Raw genomic sequence first — 18798 nt, 5'->3', positions numbered from 1 at the left:
GTTTTCCCCTCCTAATTAGAAACGATATACAAGGCCGTACATAATAAACATATTTATGATAAAGATTGAAAGAGCAATTGGTACTTGTGCTTTAATAACTGCATTTTTATCTTTTAGCTCTAAAAGCATTGCCGGAACGATATTAAAATTTGCTGCCATTGGCGTAAGCAGCGTTCCGCAATATCCAGCAAACATACCAAGAGCGGCCATAATTGCTGGGTTTCCGCCGTGCATTTGTACAATTAAAGGTAAACCAATTCCGCCAGTAATAACGGCAAACGCTGCGAATGCATTTCCCATTACGACTGTGAAAAGCATCATTCCTAAACAATACGCCATAACAGCAACGAACGGATACTCTGTCGGTAACACTTGTCCGACTAAATCAGAAACGACTTGTCCAACTCCGGATTTCGCGAAAATACCGCCAAGTGCCGCTAACATTTGTGGTAAAATGACAGCCCAGCCGACAGCTTGTAATAGTCTACTTCCTTCTTGTACAGGAGTTGTTATCTTCGATTTTGTAATACGCATCGCCGCAACGAATGCAAGTAATGCTCCTAGTGCTAATGCTACTAGCGTTACTTTGTCTGGATCAACAAGGGAGACATTTCCCCATTTCATTTTCCCTAACATTAACGTACCGATAATTGTAAAAGTAGGAATTAATAGTGCAGGCATAAAGATTTTATTTTTTAATTTCTCCGCATGTTTCACACGCTCTTGTACTGGAACTTCTTTCTCCTCTGATTTTGTTACTTTATTTAGTGAAGCTAACACAACCATAGCGAGTACAATACAGCCAACGTAAAACGAAGGGATTACATTTCCGAATAAAAATGTAACTGCAAATAACGCCCAAAATAGGCTAGAACCAAATCGATTTGGATGTTCACGATCGAATGCGATACGAACAGCGATAAAGGCAACGATTATACCTAATACGTAATAGATTGTATCCATTGTAATAATATTCATCTTATATTGCCTCCTTCTCTTCTTTTTCTTTTGCTGTCATCGTTTTCGCTATATATTTATCAAATCTTCTAAATCTGATCCAGCTGACGATAAGTGCAGATATTGCAGTTGGAATACCCCAAAGTGCCATATCCCATACACCGACATGCATACCTACTGAATCGAAGAATCCTTTCATTAATAAAATGGCACCAGTTGCGATAAAAATGTCTTCTCCGAAAAACCAAGCAGTATTTTCCGCAGCGGCTGCATTCGCTTTAATCTTTTCTCTTAACTTTTCAGGGAGCTTACCGTATTTACCTTGCGCAGCCCCTTCTGCCATAGGTGCAACGAGCGGTCTTACTGTTTGTGCATGACCACCAATATTAAGACCTAGTGCTGCTGATGATTCTCTTATCGTGAAATATGACATTAATACTCTTCCAGTTGTTGCGCCTTTTGATTTCGTTATAAGTGCTTCTGCTCTTTCTTTTAAACCGTAACGCTCTAAAATTCCGATTACCGGCAAAGTTAGTATAATAGGCATAGACATATATCTATTTTCTATGAAAAATTTACCGAACATGCTGATTACATCATAAAAGCTTAATCCCGAAACCATCCCCGTAACAATACCTGCAACCATAACGACTAAAAGTGTATTCAATCTAAATAAAAAGCCCACCGCAACAAGTAATATCCCGATTAATTTCACCAATTCCAACACTTCCCCTCATTATTTTATTTCGGTGCGCATATAGAAATCTCATTATTTTCGAATGTTCTGTATATTTTGTTCGCAAATTGTACAGCTTTCTCTCCATCACCATGTAAACAGATCGTCTGCGCCTGAACTGCTACTTTCTCACCATTCACCGAATTTACATAGCCTTCTTTCACCATTTGTAGCACTTGCTCTATCGCTTCATCTTCATTTTTTATAAGCGCATTTTCTTCTGTCCGGCTCGTTAATGTTCCATCTTGCTTATACGTACGATCTGCAAAAGCTTCTTGTACGAGAGTTACGTTGTATTTTTCCGCAGCCTGTATAAACGCCTCACTATTTGCTAATCCGTAAAGTAATAAACTTGGATTCATATGATGTATTGCCTTTGCGATTGCATCTGCAATTTCCGGATTAGTTGCCGCCATATTATAAAGAGCACCGTGTGGTTTCACATGAAGCATCTTCCCGCCAGCTGCTTTTACAAAAGCGTCTAATGCACCAATTTGATATAAAACATAATCGTATATTTCACTTGCTGAAACGTTCATGTTCCTTCTACCAAATCCAATTAAATCAGGAAATCCTGGGTGTGCTCCTATCGCTACGTTATGCTGCATTGCCTTTTCAACCGTTTGCCGCATAACGGACGGATCACCCGCATGAAAACCACATGCAACGTTTATAGAGGAAACGAACGGAAGAATTTCATCATCACTCCCCATTTTATAAGCGCCAAAACTTTCTCCTAAATCACAGTTTAAATCAATTGTAGTCACAGTGTTTTCCTCCTAATTTCAACTTCGTAAAGCGATGAATTTTTTTAATAGATTCATATTTACTTCTTGTTCTATGTACAATTGTTCCGCTTCTTCCAGCGTAATATTCTCAAACCATACATAGTCCCCTGGTTTTAACTGAGCAAGAAGAGGTAAATCTACTGAAATAATATTTCCCATTCTCGGATATCCGCCCGTCGTTTGCCTATCTGCCATTAATATAATCGGCTGTCCGCCATTTGGCACTTGAATGGTCCCAAATGTAACCGGACTCGATAAAATCTCTTTTTCTTCCATCCTATTTAATACTTCTCCCTCAACCCTATAGCCCATACGGTCAGTATAATTAGATACTTTATACTCTTTCGTAAAAAATGCCTTTCTACTTTCTTCTGTAAATTGATCATATTCAAAGTCAGCTATGACACGAAGCTTAGGATGTTTCTTATACTTTGGTAGTACGCTGTTGCTAATTGCCCATTTCGTTTTTATTCTCTCATCTTTTTGTAAGTCTTGAATGAAACGATTCGCCATTTCTGGTTGTACACCAATTTGGAAGTAGTCACCCTTTTTCAACATTCTTCCTTCTATACCTCCAATCGCAGCACGTATGTAAGTACTTTTGCTTCCCATTATGCGATCAATATGGATACCACCTGCAAAAGTCACATACGTTCTGCAACCACTTTTCACTTTTCCAAAGCAAAGCATGCTACCTTCTTCTGCTAAAATGGGACGCCACAATGGAATACGTTCCCCATTCAATAACGGTTCCATATCCGCTCCACCAATCGCAAGTAAAGTCGTTTTCTTTATTAACAATTTCGGTCCCATAATCGTCATTTCGAGTCCCGCTTCATTTTCTTCATTACCAACTAACATATTGATCATCCGAAGTGCACTTTGATCCATAGCCCCGCCAACAGGTACGCCGTATTGTTGGTAATGAGACCGCCCTAAATCTTGGACTGTTGTAAACATACCTGCATGCAAAACTTCTACATCCATTCTTTAGCCGCCTCAAGTGATACGTACTCTTCCTTCGTTATTGGGATAAATCGTAAATACATACCGCTTTGAATAAAGGTCGGTGTTTCTTCTTCCGGATTAAATAAGGAGATTGGTGTTCGGCCAATAATATTCCATCCACCCGGTGTTTCAAGCGGATAAATACCTGTTTGATTTCCGCCAATCCCTACCGAACCAGGAGAGATTTGTAACCGCGGTATTCCTTTTCTAGGTGTTTCTAGTTCTTTCGATAGTCCTCCTAAATACGGGAACCCTGGTGTAAAGCCTAACATATACACAAAATACGTTGTTTCACTATGTATGCGAATGACATCTTCTACTTGTAAACCGTGATAATGTGCCACCTCTTCTAAATCAGGTCCATATTCTCCCCCGTAGCAAACGGGTATAGAAATATGTTTCACATCTCGTTTCAGCTCTTCCTTATACGTATCTAACATTCTAGCTATGTATTGGCATACGTAATCATACGGTCTTATCTTTCTATCATTTCCCTTCCATACTTCATACAAATTATAGTAAACGGCCAATGAAGTAAATGACGGAACGCATTCAATCATTCCTGTAAACGGATGTTGCTGCAACACTTGAAATAGTCGTTGTACTTTTTCGTATACATCCATCCCGATTTCTTCACCAAATGTAACAATAATTGCTTGATCCCCTAACGCAGAAAATTTCATCCTACTCCCTCTTTCTATGCCAAAAAGCCGAGTTCTTTCGAAATGCGATTCGCTGTCTCTTTCACCTTAGCGATAAAATATGAAATGTTACTTTCGCTGTACTCAATTGCTAATCCTGAAATACTAATGCCTGCTACAACCGTTCCGTCGCTTGCGAAAATAGGCGCTGCTATAGCTGCTGTATGATTTTCTAACTCCGAATAACTAATCGTATGTCCTTCCTTTTTCGCCATTTGTAACACTTCTAACAATTGTTCCTTATCTACGATTGTTCCATCTGCAAACTGTTTTAAATCCGTTTCCTCTATGTATTTCCGTTTCTTTTCCTCTGAGAAATACGATAGTAAAATTCTCGGACATGCACCAGCATAAAGTGGTGCTCTTCTTCCAACCGCTGTATATACACGTACAGGCTGAACGCCTTCCATCTTTTCCACATAAATCGCGTCATTACCATCTTGAATAATTAAATTAACTGCCTGCCCTAAACTACCTCTAAGCTCTTTCATATATGGAATCGCAATATTTCTTACTGATAATCTTTGTGATACAAGTTGACCAAACCGTAAAAAAACGACTCCTAAATGATATTTCCCCTTTTCGTTTTTTTGTAAAAACTCCATTTCTTCTAACGAGCCAATTAAACGATAAACAGATGTTTTCGGCATACTTGTAAGCTGAACCATCTCTGTTAAACTGAGTTCTTCATGCTCATAAAACAACTTTAAAATATCCATTGTCTTAACTGCCGTTTTATTTATACTCATTCTATCTCCTTCTTGTTCCGAATTACGGAACTTAAATTCCATTTTTCGAAACAAACATATAATTTTAAATTATAAAATATTCTTTCAATTCTATCAATATATTTTTCAACTACTTAACCTTTATGTAAAGTGAATACAAAATAAATTTTAGAAATAATGATGGTTCTCTTTCAAAAGCTCAAGTTATAGCAAAACCAAACGTTTAAATAAATAGGCATAAAAAAAGTATGGAAGAATATTTCTCCCATACTTCTTTCTTTATAACGCTCTTACTTGTTTCAACGGCCAGAAAACAGCTTGTCCTTTTCCGACAATTTCATCTTCTGAAATAAATCCAAACATACGACCGTCTTTAGAAACTTCACGATTATCACCTAATACAAACACTTGGCCTTCTGGCACTTTCGTTTTTCCTGTAATTTGTTCTAACGTAAAGTCTGGAGTTAATACACGGCCTGCTGCTTTTTCTTTAAACTCTTTTAAATATGGTTCTTCCATCGCTTTGCCGTTTACATATAAAACATCATTTTTATACTCAACTGTATCGCCTGGTAAACCAATTACTCGTTTTACTAAATCATATCCTTCTTTTCCATGGAAAACGATAATATCAAAGCGTTCTAATCCACTTATACTATAACCAATCTTATTGACGAGAACTCGTTCGTTATTTTCTAAAGTCGGCATCATCGATTCGCCTTGTACTAATGACGGTGTAAATAAAACACCGCGAATAATTGCGATTAATACAAGGGTAAATCCTATAGTTTTCGCCCATGAGAATAATTCTTTCTTCGTATTTTCCTTCATCGTTTCTCCTCTTTCTTAATTGTTTATTGTATGATTTGAACTAATTCTTGTACTAAATTAGGATCAATTTCAGCAAAACATGATTTCCCTTCTCTTACCGCTGTACCGACATGAGCTTGCGAAATTCCAGTTTCATTTAGCAATTGCTTTATATTTTCTTTCGTTACACCAGCTCCAACAACAAGTTGAATTTGACCCCCGCTTACCTTTTGCATATCTGTAAGCACCGGAATATTATCAACTATATTCCCTTGTCCACCTGAAGTTAAGACGTGAGTCACTTTATGAAACTTCTTTAACGTTCTCATCGCTTCTACTGGATTTTCTATGTCATCTATTGCACGGTGATATGTGACATTTATCCCATCTACCACAGATAATAAATCCACTAGTTTCTCTTCATCCACTTCATTTCTTTCATTTAATACACCTAATACAACACCAGCTACTCCTAATTTCTGAGCAACTACAATATCCTCTTTCATCATTTCAATTTCTTCTTCCGTATATGTAAAAGACTTCGCATGCGGCCGAATCATAACGTGAATCGGTATTTGTACTGCTTCTACCGCTTTTTTTATAAATGCATAACTCGGCGTTAAACCGCCTTCTGTATAAGATGAAATTAATTCAATTCGCTTCCCGCCAGCTCGTTCAATTCGTTTCACATCTTCTAAACATGTTGCAATAACCTCTAGCATGAGATGACCTCTTTTCGTGCTTTTTTCTTATTATACAGTAGGTGAAATAAGAAGCATAGTATTCTCCTATAAAACGATAAAAAGAAGAATGAAAAGAAAGATTTTTTCAATTGATAACGTGTATTGGTAATCTTATATTTTTCATATTCTACAAAAAAGGAGTAACCCCCTAGAACGCCTGACTAGGTGTCACTCCTTTTCATTTTACAAAAACACTAAGTTTTCCCTCTATATTTAGTTGTTTTTCTTAGTCACTTCATTATAGTAGTGGCTAAATGCTTCTACTAATGCATCAACGGAAGCATATAATTCTTCTGGTGTATTATCTACCCCTCCCATTTCAATAAGTAATGCATTTGGGGAAAGGTCTTGATTATATACTCCATTGCCGCTTTTACGATCTTTAATAAAAATACCTCGGCTTAAACCGTAATACTTCTCGTCTAAATATGAATTGATTGCCGTTACTATTTTTTTATTTTTTTCATAGTTAGGATTTTCTCGACCTAAAATAAAATAGAGTCGTGCATAATCCTTTCCATTAATCGTTTTCTTCGTAATATTTTTTCGTGCATCGTCCCTATGAAGATCAATAGGAAACATAATATTTTTATCTTGTGCTAATTTATCTTGTAATATTTGACGGGACCCTTTATAAGATTGAGCCCAATTTAAATTTTTACTTCGCAGAAAATCCCTCATATTCGTCGTATCATGTGAAACACCTATACCTTTTTCTTCTAACTTTTGTTTTAAATAATTTCCAACAAACGTAATGTTCACTTCATTATTTGTACTAGAGGCATCATCAGGTATAGTAGCACCTGGAATGAGAGGAATGAACGACTCCCAACTATGTGTATGATAAATAAAAACTTTATTTTCACCGTTATTTTGTGTATTTGAATTGTTTTCTTTCTCACTCTTTGGGTGTTTAACAGCAGTACCTTTATCTTGAATATTCTCTAAAGGAATGCTGGATTCTTCAGGAATGTTCGTATAATCTGTTCCTTCCCCGGCAATTAATATTTCTGAATAAAATTGATTCATATTTGGAAGTTCTCGAGTTAATAAACTACGGAGATCATTTACATTAATGTTTGTAGAAAGTGATAGTAAAAAAGATTCTAAAGACGCTCTTCCTTTTTCTTTATGAAATTCTTCTGCAAAATAACGATTTTCACTTCCTATCATATACATAAGACCTTTAGTAGAATTCGTTCCTAATAACTGATTCATATAAAATGATTTAAATACGCTAGAATTACTAGAAATGACGAATGAAGTGAGGATACATATAATTGTGAATAAAAGACATATCATGACATACTTTATATTAAATACTTTCAGTTTCACTTTATTCATTTTATATCTCCCTTCATTTACTATATTCTTACGCATAATTTTTAAGTAATATGATTAATAATTTAATAGAACTTCCTGAACTACTATATTTTCATTTAAGCTCTTTCCGTAAAGCGAATTATGCTAAAGTTACCGTGCGCAAATATCATCAAAGATTAAAAGAAAATCAAATAACCTGAGTCTATGTATAGACTCAGGTTATTTAATATTTTTCACTCGACAGGAGACACTGCATTTTGATGGACTTTTTTATTGTCCATATCAATGCCTAATTGGTCCTTCAATAACTTCATACCTTTTTGTGTAAGATGGACAGCCCGATTCTTATCCGTTTTTGTAATCCATTCCTGTTCAAAAAATAGTTTTGCTATTGCAGATCCTAACCAACCAGAAATATGGTAGCGTCGTTCACTCCAATCAAGACAAGGTTTTGCAAATACTCTCCTTTTTATATTTGCCTTTTCAATATTTATTCCAAAATTCAGAAACCATTGCTTACCTTGTTCCGTTACAATGTATTCTCCTTCCTTTAAAATTATAAATTCCCTATGTAGTAATTTTTCAGTTATCTCTACACCGAGTCTGCCTGCAAGATGATCATAACAAGTTCGAGCATAACGAATTCGTTTTAGTTGATCCGATTGTTTTAAAGAACGAACTTGGACTGTTGGTGCAATTGTTCCTAACTTTTCAAGAACTTCTGCTACCTCTTGATTAGCAAGTCTATAATAACGATGTCTACCATGTTGTTCAACTGTAAGTAGATTCCCCTCTACTAATTTAGAAAGATGAGAACTAATCGTTGGATGTGACACTTTTGCCTTATAAGCCAATTCGCTAGCAGGTAGTGCCTGATTATTCATTAAACAATCTAAGATGATTGCTCTTGTAGGTTCAGCAATGAGTTTAGCTATATATGAGATATTCGGATATACATTCATATTTCGATGATACCCTAACTATTTAATTGATACAATTATTTTAAGTTTAATAGTAAAGGAGAATGTATTATGAATACAATTGATCTTAGTATACTAAATTTAAAAGAAACGAGAAGGCGCTCAGAAAAATTATGGAATTCTCTTCCCGATACTTTTCTTAATTGGAAGCCTGATCATGAGGCTATGTCCTTTGGTGAAATGATTCGTCACGTATGGAGCTCAACTTTTTACTATCATATGATTTTAAAAAACAACGGCTCAATAAACGACGTACATATCCCGTATGATGACGAGCCGATTACTTGTGTTAAAAAAGAAATTGAATTAGCGCAATCATGTTTTGCCGATTTCATAGAATATGTTCAATCAATAAGCATAGCAGATCTAGATTCAAGACTTATTGATCGAAGCGATGTTGGCTATCAACGATATTTAGGCGATATGCTATTACGAATTGCTTATCATGATGCGGTCCATGCAGGTCAATTTTTACAATATTTACGAATGGTAGATTTGGAAAGACCTTTAATTTGGGATTAGATAAGACAAATGTTTACAACGCTTCTATACTGGCATTATAATAATACGCAGCCAATTATCTAACTAGTCAAAATCCTTTTCGTTAGTTAAAAAAAGAGCAGTTTAGTTGTTGTACAATAATTAATATATGGGGATGATCACGTGAAAAAGCACTCTGAATTAAAAAAGCATTTATGTGCACTAGAGGAAAAACTATTAGAACCTAAAACTCGTACAAATCCAGCTGAACTGGACAAGTTACTTGCAGACAATTTTTTGAGTTTGGAAGTTCAGGAAACGTTTGGTATAAGAAGGACTCTGTTGGTGGAGATGGACTTAGTGTAAGAGAAATGACTCTTTCTAATTTTGAAATATACCCTATATCGGACGATACAGTGTTGGCAACATATCGTGTAAGAGATGAAACTAGAATGCAGAATACTTTGCGAAGCTCCATTTGGAAACTGATAGAGGGAAGATGGCAAATGTTTTTCCATCAAGGAACACTTACAAAATCATGATAACCATTTATATTAAAACGTGTGCTTTTTAAACTAGTATATCCAACGAATAAAAAGCACGCGTTCGATTACTAATCAAACACGTGCTTTCAAAACAACTATATTGTACATAAACAATAAAATTCAAGCTAAAAAACTACGACCGAAACACCGCATCCGCCAACATAGATAGTGTTGCATCATCCATCGGCGGATTGTGTAGTCCTGCTCTAACGTTTAAATAGTAACGGTGAAGCGGATTTTTTTCTGATAAACTTTTTGCTCCTACGATGCGCATTGATTTATCCACTATGGATATCGCCGCATTTGTTACGGCGTATTTCACTGCCGCTAATTCTGCTTGCAGTGACAGTTTATCTTCTGCCTCATCGTATTTTTTCGCAATTTGATATAAAAAGACGCGAGCTTGCATAAGCTCGAGTTCTAATTCTCCAACTAATCTTCTAACATTCGGTAATAAACTAATAGAATGGTTTAAACTATTTGGTTTGTATGATCCCGCAAACTGAACTGCATAATTTCTTGCTGATTGTGCAATTCCTAAATAACATGCTGGTATATGTAACAACCAGCCAATACCCTTTTGTTTCACTTTCCCGCCTTTTACATCCGTAAAAAAACGGCTTTCTATCTCTACATTTTGTAAGACAAGGTCGTGGCTAGCAGTCCCTCGCATTGCAACGCTATCCCACGTTTCTTCAATGGATACACCGATTGTATTTCTTGGAATGACAAACTCACCAACTTCTTCACGGCCTTCCATACTCGCTGAAATAATAAAATAATCAAGTACTGGCGCCATCGTTGTAAAAGTTTTCCTTCCATTTATAACCCACTTCTCGCCTTGTTGAACCGCTATTGTTTCTGGTTTACCGCCACGCGTCGGGCTCCCTGTTTTCGGTTCTGTTGCTGCCCTATTAAAGAGCGCCCCATTTCGCACTTCTTCGCAAAACCATTTAAACATCTCATCATTCCAAGAGCGATTTTCCGCTAGTTCTTTCACAATGCCAAGATGCCAGCCAATCGATAAGGCAGTAGCCCCGCAGCCTTCCGCAATTTTCTCTTGAAATAGAACGAAGTCATATAAAGAAATCGCACTACCACCAAATTTCTTCGGTAACGTTAATTTCGTATATCCGATATTTTTCAAATCATTTATATTTTCATACGGAAATGATCCTAATTCACTTAGTTGATGCTCCCTTTCCATGAACTTCGGAATCAATTTATTTATTTGTTCAATAATGAAAGATTGTTTTTCTGTTTCAACAAATGAGAGTGCCATACTATAATCTCCTTTATGCTCGATTCTTAAACCGTTCATTTTGTCATTATGATTATATGAAGCTACCTCTCTATTGTTTCACTATTCCGATAAAAATACAATGTTTTTGACTAATAAGAAAAGTTCCTATTGAAAAATAGATTCTTTCCTTATTAGTCTCCCTTCAATGCCTTTAATGGCAACGAGGTTACATATCCAATATATGAGAATAATTCTTTAAAGAAGAATGGGATTTCTGTATCTAACGTTTTATATGCTGATGTCGGCGTTGGTGAAGCATACGCTTCAATATTAATATGTTTTGCGATTCTCATTGCGCGTTTCATATGAAGTGGATCACTTACAATCGTGTATGTGCGTATTCCGTTCTCTATTCCAACTTCCTTCGCATTCTTTAAATTTTCTTCAGTGAAAAGGGATTTTGTTTCAATCAAAATATCTTCCTCTTTTACACCTTGTTTCATTGCATATACTCTTGCAGTACGCGCTTCCTCAAGCTCTGCCTCGAACTTTGTACCACCTGTAAAAATAATCTTTTTAATATTTCCGTTCTTATATAAAGAAATCGCATGATTAATTCTTTCTTTAAATACAGGAGATGGTTTTCCATTCCAAGAAGCTGCTCCTAGTACGATACCAGCATCCGTTTTCACGCTATCATCTGTTTTAAAACGATAACTCCAAATATCGTAAGCTGCATAACTTACATATAAAATAGCAGAACAAATCATTAGTAAAAATACTTGAAAGATTCGTCTTTTCTTACTCTTCTTATTTTCTTTCATTTGTAATTGCCTCCGTACATCATCCATACTTCTATAAAAAAACATTTATATCAAATCGTTTTGTTTGAGTTTATTTAAAAGAAGGAACTTTACTTGTTATTTATGTATAAAAGGGTTTTCATTTAAAATTGAGGATTATCAATTCATTTTCATTTGCGGTTTTCATTACATGTTTTAAATTCATAAGTTTATTACCATACAACTACATTGTAACGAATTTTTTCTCAGAAGGGAACGATGAAACAAAAGGAATTAAAATAAAGTAGCATTTTGTAAGAAAAAAGGTATATTTTTCATGTATCACAAACAATATACCTTTCAAAACACGAATTATAGCTTTTCTTTATACAACTCTAATTTTTCTAACAATTGTTTTTTCACATCTGGCCATTCACTCGAGATAATACTGTACACAACTGCATCTCTCACATAACCATTTGGTAATTTTCTTTCATTTCTAAGCACACCCTCTTTTACTGCGCCTAACCTTTCAATTGCTCGTTGTGCTTTTTCATTTCTTGCATCCGTCTTAATTTGTACCCTGAGCATATGCAGTTTTTCAAAAGCATACTGGAGAAGCATATACTTACACTCTGTATTGATACTCGTACGCTGGACACTTGGATGATACCACGTTTGTCCTAACTCGACTGTTTTATCTTCCACTGAAATATTATATAGACGTGTACTTCCTACAATCGTATTCGTCTGTTGATCCACTACAACGAAAGGGATTTGCGTACCCTTTCCATAACCTTGTATCGCTTTTTGCACATATTGCTGCATATCTTGCACACTATCCATTTTAGAGATTAAATACGCCCAAATATCTCGATTTCCTTCTACAATCGAAAACAAAGTTTCGACATCATTACCATCCATTAACCGTAGCTTTGCTCTTTCGTGAATCATTTCCATTTGTAAGCCCCCTTTTTCTTACTATATCATAGAAATATACATTTTATTATACAGATATTTAAATTAAAGTTTTAATACCTTCTTACATAATAATCGGCAAAAACCTCTAACAAATACCGTGTACATCCCATTATAGCAAGCCGAATTTATATTGGTTTCATTTCATGTAAGGTTTTTCTTTTTCTAAAGGTCTATATACGTTCTTTAAAAATTTGCATACCAAAAACGCTATTCTTTCTACAAAAAGATTCTTTTTTTTCATTTATGAATCAATTTTTCAGCTTAATAGTATGGATAATTCTGGATTAAACCCAAAAAATACTATATAATAATAAAGTGAAAATTTTACAGTTAATTCATATGGGGTAAATGGGAGGATATAAACATGCTAGATCAAATTACTTGGGGAACGCCAGGAAGCTTATTATGCTTAGGATTCTTTTTTGCAGGGTTAGGAATTTTCTTAAGAAGTATTACGTCATATTCGAAAAACAAATAAAACATCAAAAAAGTATACATTTTAAAGTATTTAATTGATAAAAACACTAAACAAAAGAATCCTTCCTTTTATAGAAGGATTCTTTTTTATACCTTTCCCCTTTTTAAAGCAACAAATAAGCAATCGGTGTAATGATAAGCAACGTTAATATCGTTCTTTGTACATAGAGAATAATAAGTTCCGATACTTTTAACGGAATATCTGTAGATAAAATACAAGGAATGGAAGCTGAGAAGAACAATATAGATGATACCGAAACAACCGCAATGACAAACTTTGTCACAAGTGGTGCACTTACAACTAAAAGAGAAGGTAAAAACATTTCTGCGATACCAACGGATGCCGCTTTTGCAGCTAGTTCTGCTTCTGGTAATTGTAAAGCCCACGTAAATGGATAGAAAATATAACTGATCCAATCAAATATTGGCGTGAATTTCGCTAAGACGATACCAATTAATCCGACTGACATAATAGATGGCAAAATTCCCATCGTCATAATAAAACCATCTTTTAAATTCAATGCGATATTTTTCATAATACCCGGTGCAGATTTCGATACTTCTAGCGCATCTTCCCAAGCACGCTCTAGCATTTTCTCCTTATAAACGGGCTCTGGGAACCCTTCTTCTGTTACATATGTATCTGGTTTTCTACTAAGGGGTGGAAGTCTTACGGTGATAGCAGTTACGATGAATGTTACAACGAGAGTCGTCCAAAAATAAACATTCCATAAATGCATGATGTCTAATGTTTTTGCGATGATGATCATAAATGTTGCGGATACTGTAGAAAAACCTGTAGCGATAATGGCTGCTTCTTTTGTCGTATATTTCCCCTCTTTATAAACTCGATTAGTAATGAGAAGCGCAAGCGAATAACTTCCAACGAAAGAAGCAACCGCATCAATTGCTGATCGTCCTGGTGTTTTCCATAACGGCCTCATAATCGGACGGCAAAACGTACCGATAAATTCAAGTAATCCATACCCGACTAATAATGCTAAAAAAGCCGAACCAATCGGAACGAGTAAACTTACCGATATTACTAGTTTCTCATACAAAAACGGCCCAACATCTGGCGCAAAGAACCAAGCTGGCCCTACTTTCAAACAATATAATACACCGAAAACGACGCCAACCACTTTTAAAATCGAAAAGCAAATATCTACGATAGATGTATTCCATTTTTTCGTATAAAACGGATAAATTGCACCCATTACCATAACGAGTAGTGCGTAATAAGGTACGACGCTCGGAACCGAAGCTCTAATCCACGACACGATATGATCAATCATTATGGAAGAAGCGCCATTTATCGTAACTGGTACGAAAAACATAAACACCCCAACGAGACTAGCGAGTACAAACCGAAGAATGATGCTCTTCTCACTCCCTGTCTTAATTACATTCCTTTTTAATTCAATTTCACTCAAAATTCGACACCCCCTATTTATCTAAATATTCTGTATAATTATATTAAATCCCTTCTTTTCATTTGAAAATGACACAAGCAATAATCTTACATTTTTATTGTCAGTCTCCAAAAATTATCATATAATATCTTTCGTATATGTTACATATACTCATTTCAAACATATATTTTGTAACTAAATTATTTCTTTTTTCAATTTACTCTTTAAATTAACCTACATAAAAATAGAAGGAGAATGGAAATTTGAAAACAATAAAAATAACTATGGCAAGTGCGTTGCTATTTGGTGCTATCATCGCTCCATCTAGTTCTTTCGCTGTGAGTGAAACTGTAACACAAAAAAATAATGCGCAATTGGAGAATTACGAAGACGAAGACGATTACTACTATCAATTTCCTGATGTTATTGGCTGGGCAAAGCCGTCCGTTGATTATTTAGTAAAGAAAAAAGTCTTATCTGGCTTACCAGACGGTACATTTGGACCTAATCTTGAAATTGATAGAGCTTCTGCCGCAATTATCATGGCAAAAATATTAAACTTACAAATAGACGCTTCAGCAAAGCCATCATTTAAAGATTCCCAAAAACATTGGGCTACTCCTTATATTGCTGCAGTTGAAAAAGCTGGGATTATTAAAGGCGTCGGGAATGGAAATTTCGAACCTTCTGGAAAGCTAACGAGAGCTGCTATGGCCTCTATGCTTGTTCATGCATATAACTTAGACAAAAAAGCCACTGAAAAACTACCTACTGTATTCCGAGATTTAAAAGGACATTGGAGTGAAAAATCGGCTAATCTTCTTGTTGCTCTTGGTATTTCACTGGGCTATGGTGGTAGTCATTGGTATCCAGATAACACGATTACCCGTGCAGAAGCTGCAAGTTTAGTTGCTCGCACAGACCAATCGAAAGATAAAGAAATTAAATTAAAGCAAGTTACTATGAAACAACATTATTTTATTTATCCTGAAACCTCTCTTCATTCAGGTATACTTGCTGAATATGCACCACAAACCGTTACTGTATTCGATGAATCTGAAAATGGATGGATTAAAATTGCTACGGATCATGGGTTAAAGTGGACACCATTAAAAGAGAAACAAGTATACATTGATAAAAACTTTGTTACCTTTGATAGACCGTCAAGAACAGGATACGTGGTTGGTAAATATCCCCCTCAAACTGTAACAGTTGTTGAAGAAAATAGCATCTGGTTAAAAATTCGCACCAGCGAAGGGCTTCAATGGATGAATCCATATTTAAAAGAGGGTGAAGGAAAAGAACTAACATACATACCACGAACATTTTTCGCTTACGATAGCCCTAATTTTTCTTCTAAAATATCTGGAAAGTATGCTCCACAAGGCGGCATCGAAGAATTAGCTATGGGAGATGACGGATGGGTACAAATTCGTACAGATAAAGGACCAAAATGGATAAACATGTCTTATCTCTTACGTCCAAAGCTCCTCTTAAATGTTCCTGCCATTAATCAATTGCCCGAACTACAAAAAGGAAGTGCAGTTGTTTCACTACAAATGCTTTTAGAATACTATACAGGACGTTCATTAAATAAAGTAGACTTTGCTAATCAAATGCCATTTGATACAACGAGATATCAGATGGAAGAAGGCGGAAAAATTACAGTTTGGGGTGATCCAGACATCGGATTCGTTGGTGACGTAACAGGAAAAAGATTGGGTTACTCTATTAACCCGGCACCATTGAAACAATTACTTGATAAACATGCAAGAGGTACAGATTTAACAGGACAGGATTTCTCTGTATTAGAAAGCTATGTACGTAATGGTAAACCAGTTGTAGCGTGGGTAGGAAACAAAATAACTGCTCCACAACTAGAACAAACTTGGAAAACACCGCAAGGAAAAACCGTAAATGGATACAGAAATGCACATACTATTATCATAACTGGTGTAGATGATCGTAACATTTATTATAATGACCCATTAGACGGTAAAAAAGACCAGCCAATGGTAAAATCCCGATTTGAGCACAGTTATAATCAAATGGGTAAAAAAGCTTTAAGTATCGATTAATCATATAAAAAAGCCTATTTTGATCGTATGATTCAAAATAGGCTTTTTCTATTACTGTCCATAATCATCCACAATTACTTGAATGACACGATACGATTCTTCTGCCACTATCTTATTACTACTCTTATTCGCATCATATGTAATTAACGCCTTCCAAAGTGCCCATCCTCTCGCTCTATTCCACGTTTCTTCATCTATGCACAATACTTCTTTAAATACGTTTCTACTATTTTCATCAAAAAATGTCCATGCCATCGCTGCATCACAAGCAGAATCTCCTACTCCTAAAATACCAAAATCAATGACGGCACAAAGCTTTCCGTCCTTAACGAGTAAGTTCCCTGGTGCGATATCTCCATGAACCCAAACTGGCTTACGCTCCCATGTTGACTGAAGTGCTAAATCCCAAAGATGCTTTAATACTGTTTCATCAAAAACGTCCTTATTATTTTCGATAGCACCTCTCGCCTCTTCATCGTATACAGATATAAGCCCACCTCGATAAAAGTTATGTGCTCCAGCTACCGGTCCGTTACTCGCATCAATAGATTGTAATTCTACTAAAAATGACCCTAAGTGCTCCGCAAGTTCACTTAAGTCACGAACATTTTGTTTCGTAACTGTTTCTCCCTCTATCCACTTATTAATAGACCAAGGCCACGGATACGCTTCAGATGGATTTCCTTTCGCAATTGGTGAAGAAATTGGTAAAGAAAGTTCCTTACTTAATATAGGAAGCCACTTATTTTCTTTCTCTACCTGCGGTGCATATGCCACGTCACTTGGCAATCTTACACTCATCTTATCACCTAAGTGAAATGTTCTGTTATCATGCCCACTAAACTTTACAGGTTTCACTTCTAAATGTGCCCATTCAGGAAACTGTTCCCCTATTAATCTTTTAACTAAACCAGTATCAATTTGATTCATTCACTATCCCCTTTTCTTTTGAAACTTACTAAGTCCATCTGTACTGCCAACATATTCAAAACCATTTTTCTTATAAAAATCATTCAATATGCGATTATGCCCTACACAATCTAGTTTTAAAAACTCTTTGTCATGTTGTACATTCTCTTCTATCCACCGTAACATCCATTCTCCGATTCCGTTCCCCTTATACTTCCGTTTCACCGCAAATCTATGAATATATAATGAATTAGAAACTTCCTCTTTACCAAAAATATATTCATCCCATTCATTTTGTTTAGGAGATACTGTAACTGTACCGATAATTTCATCTTCTTTCGTAACCACATATGTATATTTCTCTCTTATACCTTCTAGTATTTCAGCCGTAGCCTCTCCGCCTAACAGATACTGCCACTGATCTACTTCTTTATGTTGTAGCCACTGCGCTACCTCTTTTAATAGAGTGATAATGTTATCACTTTCCTCTTCAGTAGCGGTTCGAATTGTGTATTCTTTCGTTATGGTGTTTCTCTCCATACTGCCGTTCCCCTTTCAATTTACTACTATACTGACAAACGTGTTCTACCATCATTTTCGTCTGTAACATATTCAACATAAAAACCTTGATTGAGTGCATTTTCATACATCAATTCAATCACTTTTTGATCTTTCGCATAAATTTGTATGTAATCGCCATCTGCTACTAATACGACTATCTCACACTTACTTTCCATAAACTCTTCATATGTTTCAATATCTAGTACTATTTCTCCTTTGAGATATGCTTTTAAATCTGCAAAAATAAGATAATATACGTTGTTTTTAAATAACCTGTTCAAATCCGATCCTTCCATTACACTTGGTTCTTCTGGAAATAACGCTTCATCCAATCCACCACGTGCTACTAAGTATGACTCCTCACTCCCTACCCACCAATCATATGAAGGAATATGAATTGGCTTTAATACTTTCCAAAGTAAATTATTATATTCATTTGGAATTTCTACAAAGATTCCTCTTTTCATATGTTTACTCCTAACATATTTGTTTCCATTTTTGTTTCATACATTATATACGAAATTCAGCTACTATATATAACTTGTATTTCATCACA

The 18798-nt window shown here is 35.6% G+C and carries 19 protein-coding genes and 1 pseudogene; 3 read left to right on the top strand and 17 right to left on the bottom strand.

Going from position 1 to position 18798, the window contains the following annotated elements:
* Positions 1 to 15: 15 nt before the first annotated feature.
* From ACTFSI_RS14490 to ACTFSI_RS14445, 10 genes are all read right to left on the bottom strand, one after another.
* Entirely contained in the window at positions 16 to 978 is a 963-nt protein-coding gene (locus tag ACTFSI_RS14490; protein WP_138321727.1) for a DUF979 domain-containing protein, read from the bottom strand.
* Position 979: 1 nt separating this feature from the next.
* On the bottom strand, positions 980 to 1675 hold the full coding sequence (locus ACTFSI_RS14485) for a DUF969 domain-containing protein (protein ID WP_000239802.1): 696 nt from the start codon (positions 1673 to 1675) through the stop codon (positions 980 to 982).
* Positions 1676 to 1698: 23 nt separating this feature from the next.
* Positions 1699 to 2460, bottom strand: coding sequence for a 5-oxoprolinase subunit PxpA (pxpA, locus tag ACTFSI_RS14480; RefSeq protein WP_138321725.1), 762 nt, complete (start codon positions 2458 to 2460; stop codon positions 1699 to 1701).
* Positions 2461 to 2478: 18 nt separating this feature from the next.
* Positions 2479 to 3468 (bottom strand): biotin-dependent carboxyltransferase family protein, encoded by a 990-nt coding sequence (locus ACTFSI_RS14475; protein ID WP_138321723.1) that lies wholly within the window; start codon positions 3466 to 3468, stop codon positions 2479 to 2481.
* Positions 3459 to 4172 carry a 5-oxoprolinase subunit PxpB gene (gene pxpB, locus ACTFSI_RS14470; protein ID WP_440045442.1) on the bottom strand — a complete coding sequence of 238 codons (714 nt, stop codon included), beginning with the start codon at positions 4170 to 4172 and terminating at the stop codon, positions 3459 to 3461. Before pxpB ends, ACTFSI_RS14475 begins: the two co-directional genes overlap by 10 nt.
* A 14-nt stretch (positions 4173 to 4186) precedes the next feature.
* Complete coding sequence (locus tag ACTFSI_RS14465) at positions 4187 to 4939, bottom strand: IclR family transcriptional regulator (RefSeq protein WP_044792990.1); 753 nt, start codon at positions 4937 to 4939, stop codon at positions 4187 to 4189.
* 258 nt (positions 4940 to 5197) lie between these two features.
* On the bottom strand, positions 5198 to 5749 hold the full coding sequence (lepB, locus tag ACTFSI_RS14460) for a signal peptidase I (protein ID WP_000662493.1): 552 nt from the start codon (positions 5747 to 5749) through the stop codon (positions 5198 to 5200).
* A 23-nt stretch (positions 5750 to 5772) separates the two neighbouring features.
* On the bottom strand, positions 5773 to 6450 hold the full coding sequence (locus tag ACTFSI_RS14455; RefSeq protein WP_000895095.1) for a copper homeostasis protein CutC: 678 nt from the start codon (positions 6448 to 6450) through the stop codon (positions 5773 to 5775).
* Positions 6451 to 6684: 234 nt separating this feature from the next.
* Complete coding sequence (gene spoIIP / locus ACTFSI_RS14450) at positions 6685 to 7815, bottom strand: stage II sporulation protein P (RefSeq protein WP_138321721.1); 1131 nt, start codon at positions 7813 to 7815, stop codon at positions 6685 to 6687.
* A gap of 212 nt (positions 7816 to 8027) precedes the next feature.
* Positions 8028 to 8756, bottom strand: a complete 729-nt coding sequence (locus ACTFSI_RS14445) for an ArsR/SmtB family transcription factor (protein ID WP_138321719.1) — start codon at positions 8754 to 8756, stop codon at positions 8028 to 8030.
* 69 nt (positions 8757 to 8825) lie between these two features.
* On the opposite strand from ACTFSI_RS14445, the gene ACTFSI_RS14440 reads away from it, so the two are divergent.
* Both ACTFSI_RS14440 and ACTFSI_RS14435 read left to right on the top strand, forming a co-directional pair.
* Entirely contained in the window at positions 8826 to 9296 is a 471-nt protein-coding gene (locus ACTFSI_RS14440; RefSeq protein ID WP_138321717.1) for a DinB family protein, read from the top strand.
* A gap of 141 nt (positions 9297 to 9437) precedes the next feature.
* Positions 9438 to 9796, top strand: a pseudogene (locus ACTFSI_RS14435) (nuclear transport factor 2 family protein).
* Between the two features lie 136 nt (positions 9797 to 9932).
* On the opposite strand, the gene ACTFSI_RS14430 reads toward ACTFSI_RS14435, so the two are convergent.
* The 4 genes from ACTFSI_RS14430 to ACTFSI_RS14415 all read right to left on the bottom strand — a co-directional run bounded on the left by ACTFSI_RS14430 (position 9933) and on the right by ACTFSI_RS14415 (position 14715).
* Positions 9933 to 11081, bottom strand: a complete 1149-nt coding sequence (locus ACTFSI_RS14430; RefSeq protein ID WP_138321715.1) for an acyl-CoA dehydrogenase family protein — start codon at positions 11079 to 11081, stop codon at positions 9933 to 9935.
* 152 nt (positions 11082 to 11233) lie between these two features.
* Complete coding sequence (locus ACTFSI_RS14425) at positions 11234 to 11866, bottom strand: YdcF family protein (RefSeq protein ID WP_000662223.1); 633 nt, start codon at positions 11864 to 11866, stop codon at positions 11234 to 11236.
* A 330-nt stretch (positions 11867 to 12196) separates the two neighbouring features.
* On the bottom strand, positions 12197 to 12784 hold the full coding sequence (locus ACTFSI_RS14420) for a GNAT family N-acetyltransferase (RefSeq protein WP_000425201.1): 588 nt from the start codon (positions 12782 to 12784) through the stop codon (positions 12197 to 12199).
* 602 nt (positions 12785 to 13386) lie between these two features.
* On the bottom strand, positions 13387 to 14715 hold the full coding sequence (locus ACTFSI_RS14415; protein ID WP_044792996.1) for a YjiH family protein: 1329 nt from the start codon (positions 14713 to 14715) through the stop codon (positions 13387 to 13389).
* A 242-nt stretch (positions 14716 to 14957) separates the two neighbouring features.
* Here ACTFSI_RS14415 and ACTFSI_RS14410 point away from each other — a divergent pair, with 242 nt between their 5' ends.
* Positions 14958 to 16772, top strand: coding sequence for an S-layer homology domain-containing protein (locus ACTFSI_RS14410; protein WP_000848938.1), 1815 nt, complete (start codon positions 14958 to 14960; stop codon positions 16770 to 16772).
* 51 nt (positions 16773 to 16823) lie between these two features.
* Here ACTFSI_RS14410 and ACTFSI_RS14405 read toward each other — a convergent pair whose 3' ends face one another.
* The 3 genes from ACTFSI_RS14405 to ACTFSI_RS14395 are packed head-to-tail and all read right to left on the bottom strand — an operon-like array spanning position 16824 to position 18709.
* The gene (locus ACTFSI_RS14405; RefSeq protein WP_044792997.1) at positions 16824 to 17702 is read right to left on the bottom strand and encodes an aminoglycoside phosphotransferase family protein; all 879 of its coding nucleotides are present in this window, start codon (positions 17700 to 17702) and stop codon (positions 16824 to 16826) included.
* Between the two features lie 3 nt (positions 17703 to 17705).
* Positions 17706 to 18221 carry a GNAT family N-acetyltransferase gene (locus tag ACTFSI_RS14400; protein WP_044792998.1) on the bottom strand — a complete coding sequence of 172 codons (516 nt, stop codon included), beginning with the start codon at positions 18219 to 18221 and terminating at the stop codon, positions 17706 to 17708.
* A 26-nt stretch (positions 18222 to 18247) separates the two neighbouring features.
* A complete protein-coding gene (locus tag ACTFSI_RS14395; RefSeq protein WP_000820159.1) occupies positions 18248 to 18709 on the bottom strand; it encodes a DUF2691 family protein in 462 nt (153 codons plus the stop codon).
* Between the last annotated feature and the right edge of the window lie 89 nt (positions 18710 to 18798).

The sequence above is a fragment of the Bacillus cereus group sp. MYBK101-2 genome (assembly GCF_051918845.1).
In the GTDB taxonomy this organism is placed as follows: domain Bacteria; phylum Bacillota; class Bacilli; order Bacillales; family Bacillaceae_G; genus Bacillus_A; species Bacillus_A paranthracis.
The sequence above is the reverse complement of the archived record's forward strand: the minus strand, read 5'-3'. Positions and strand labels throughout refer to the sequence as shown.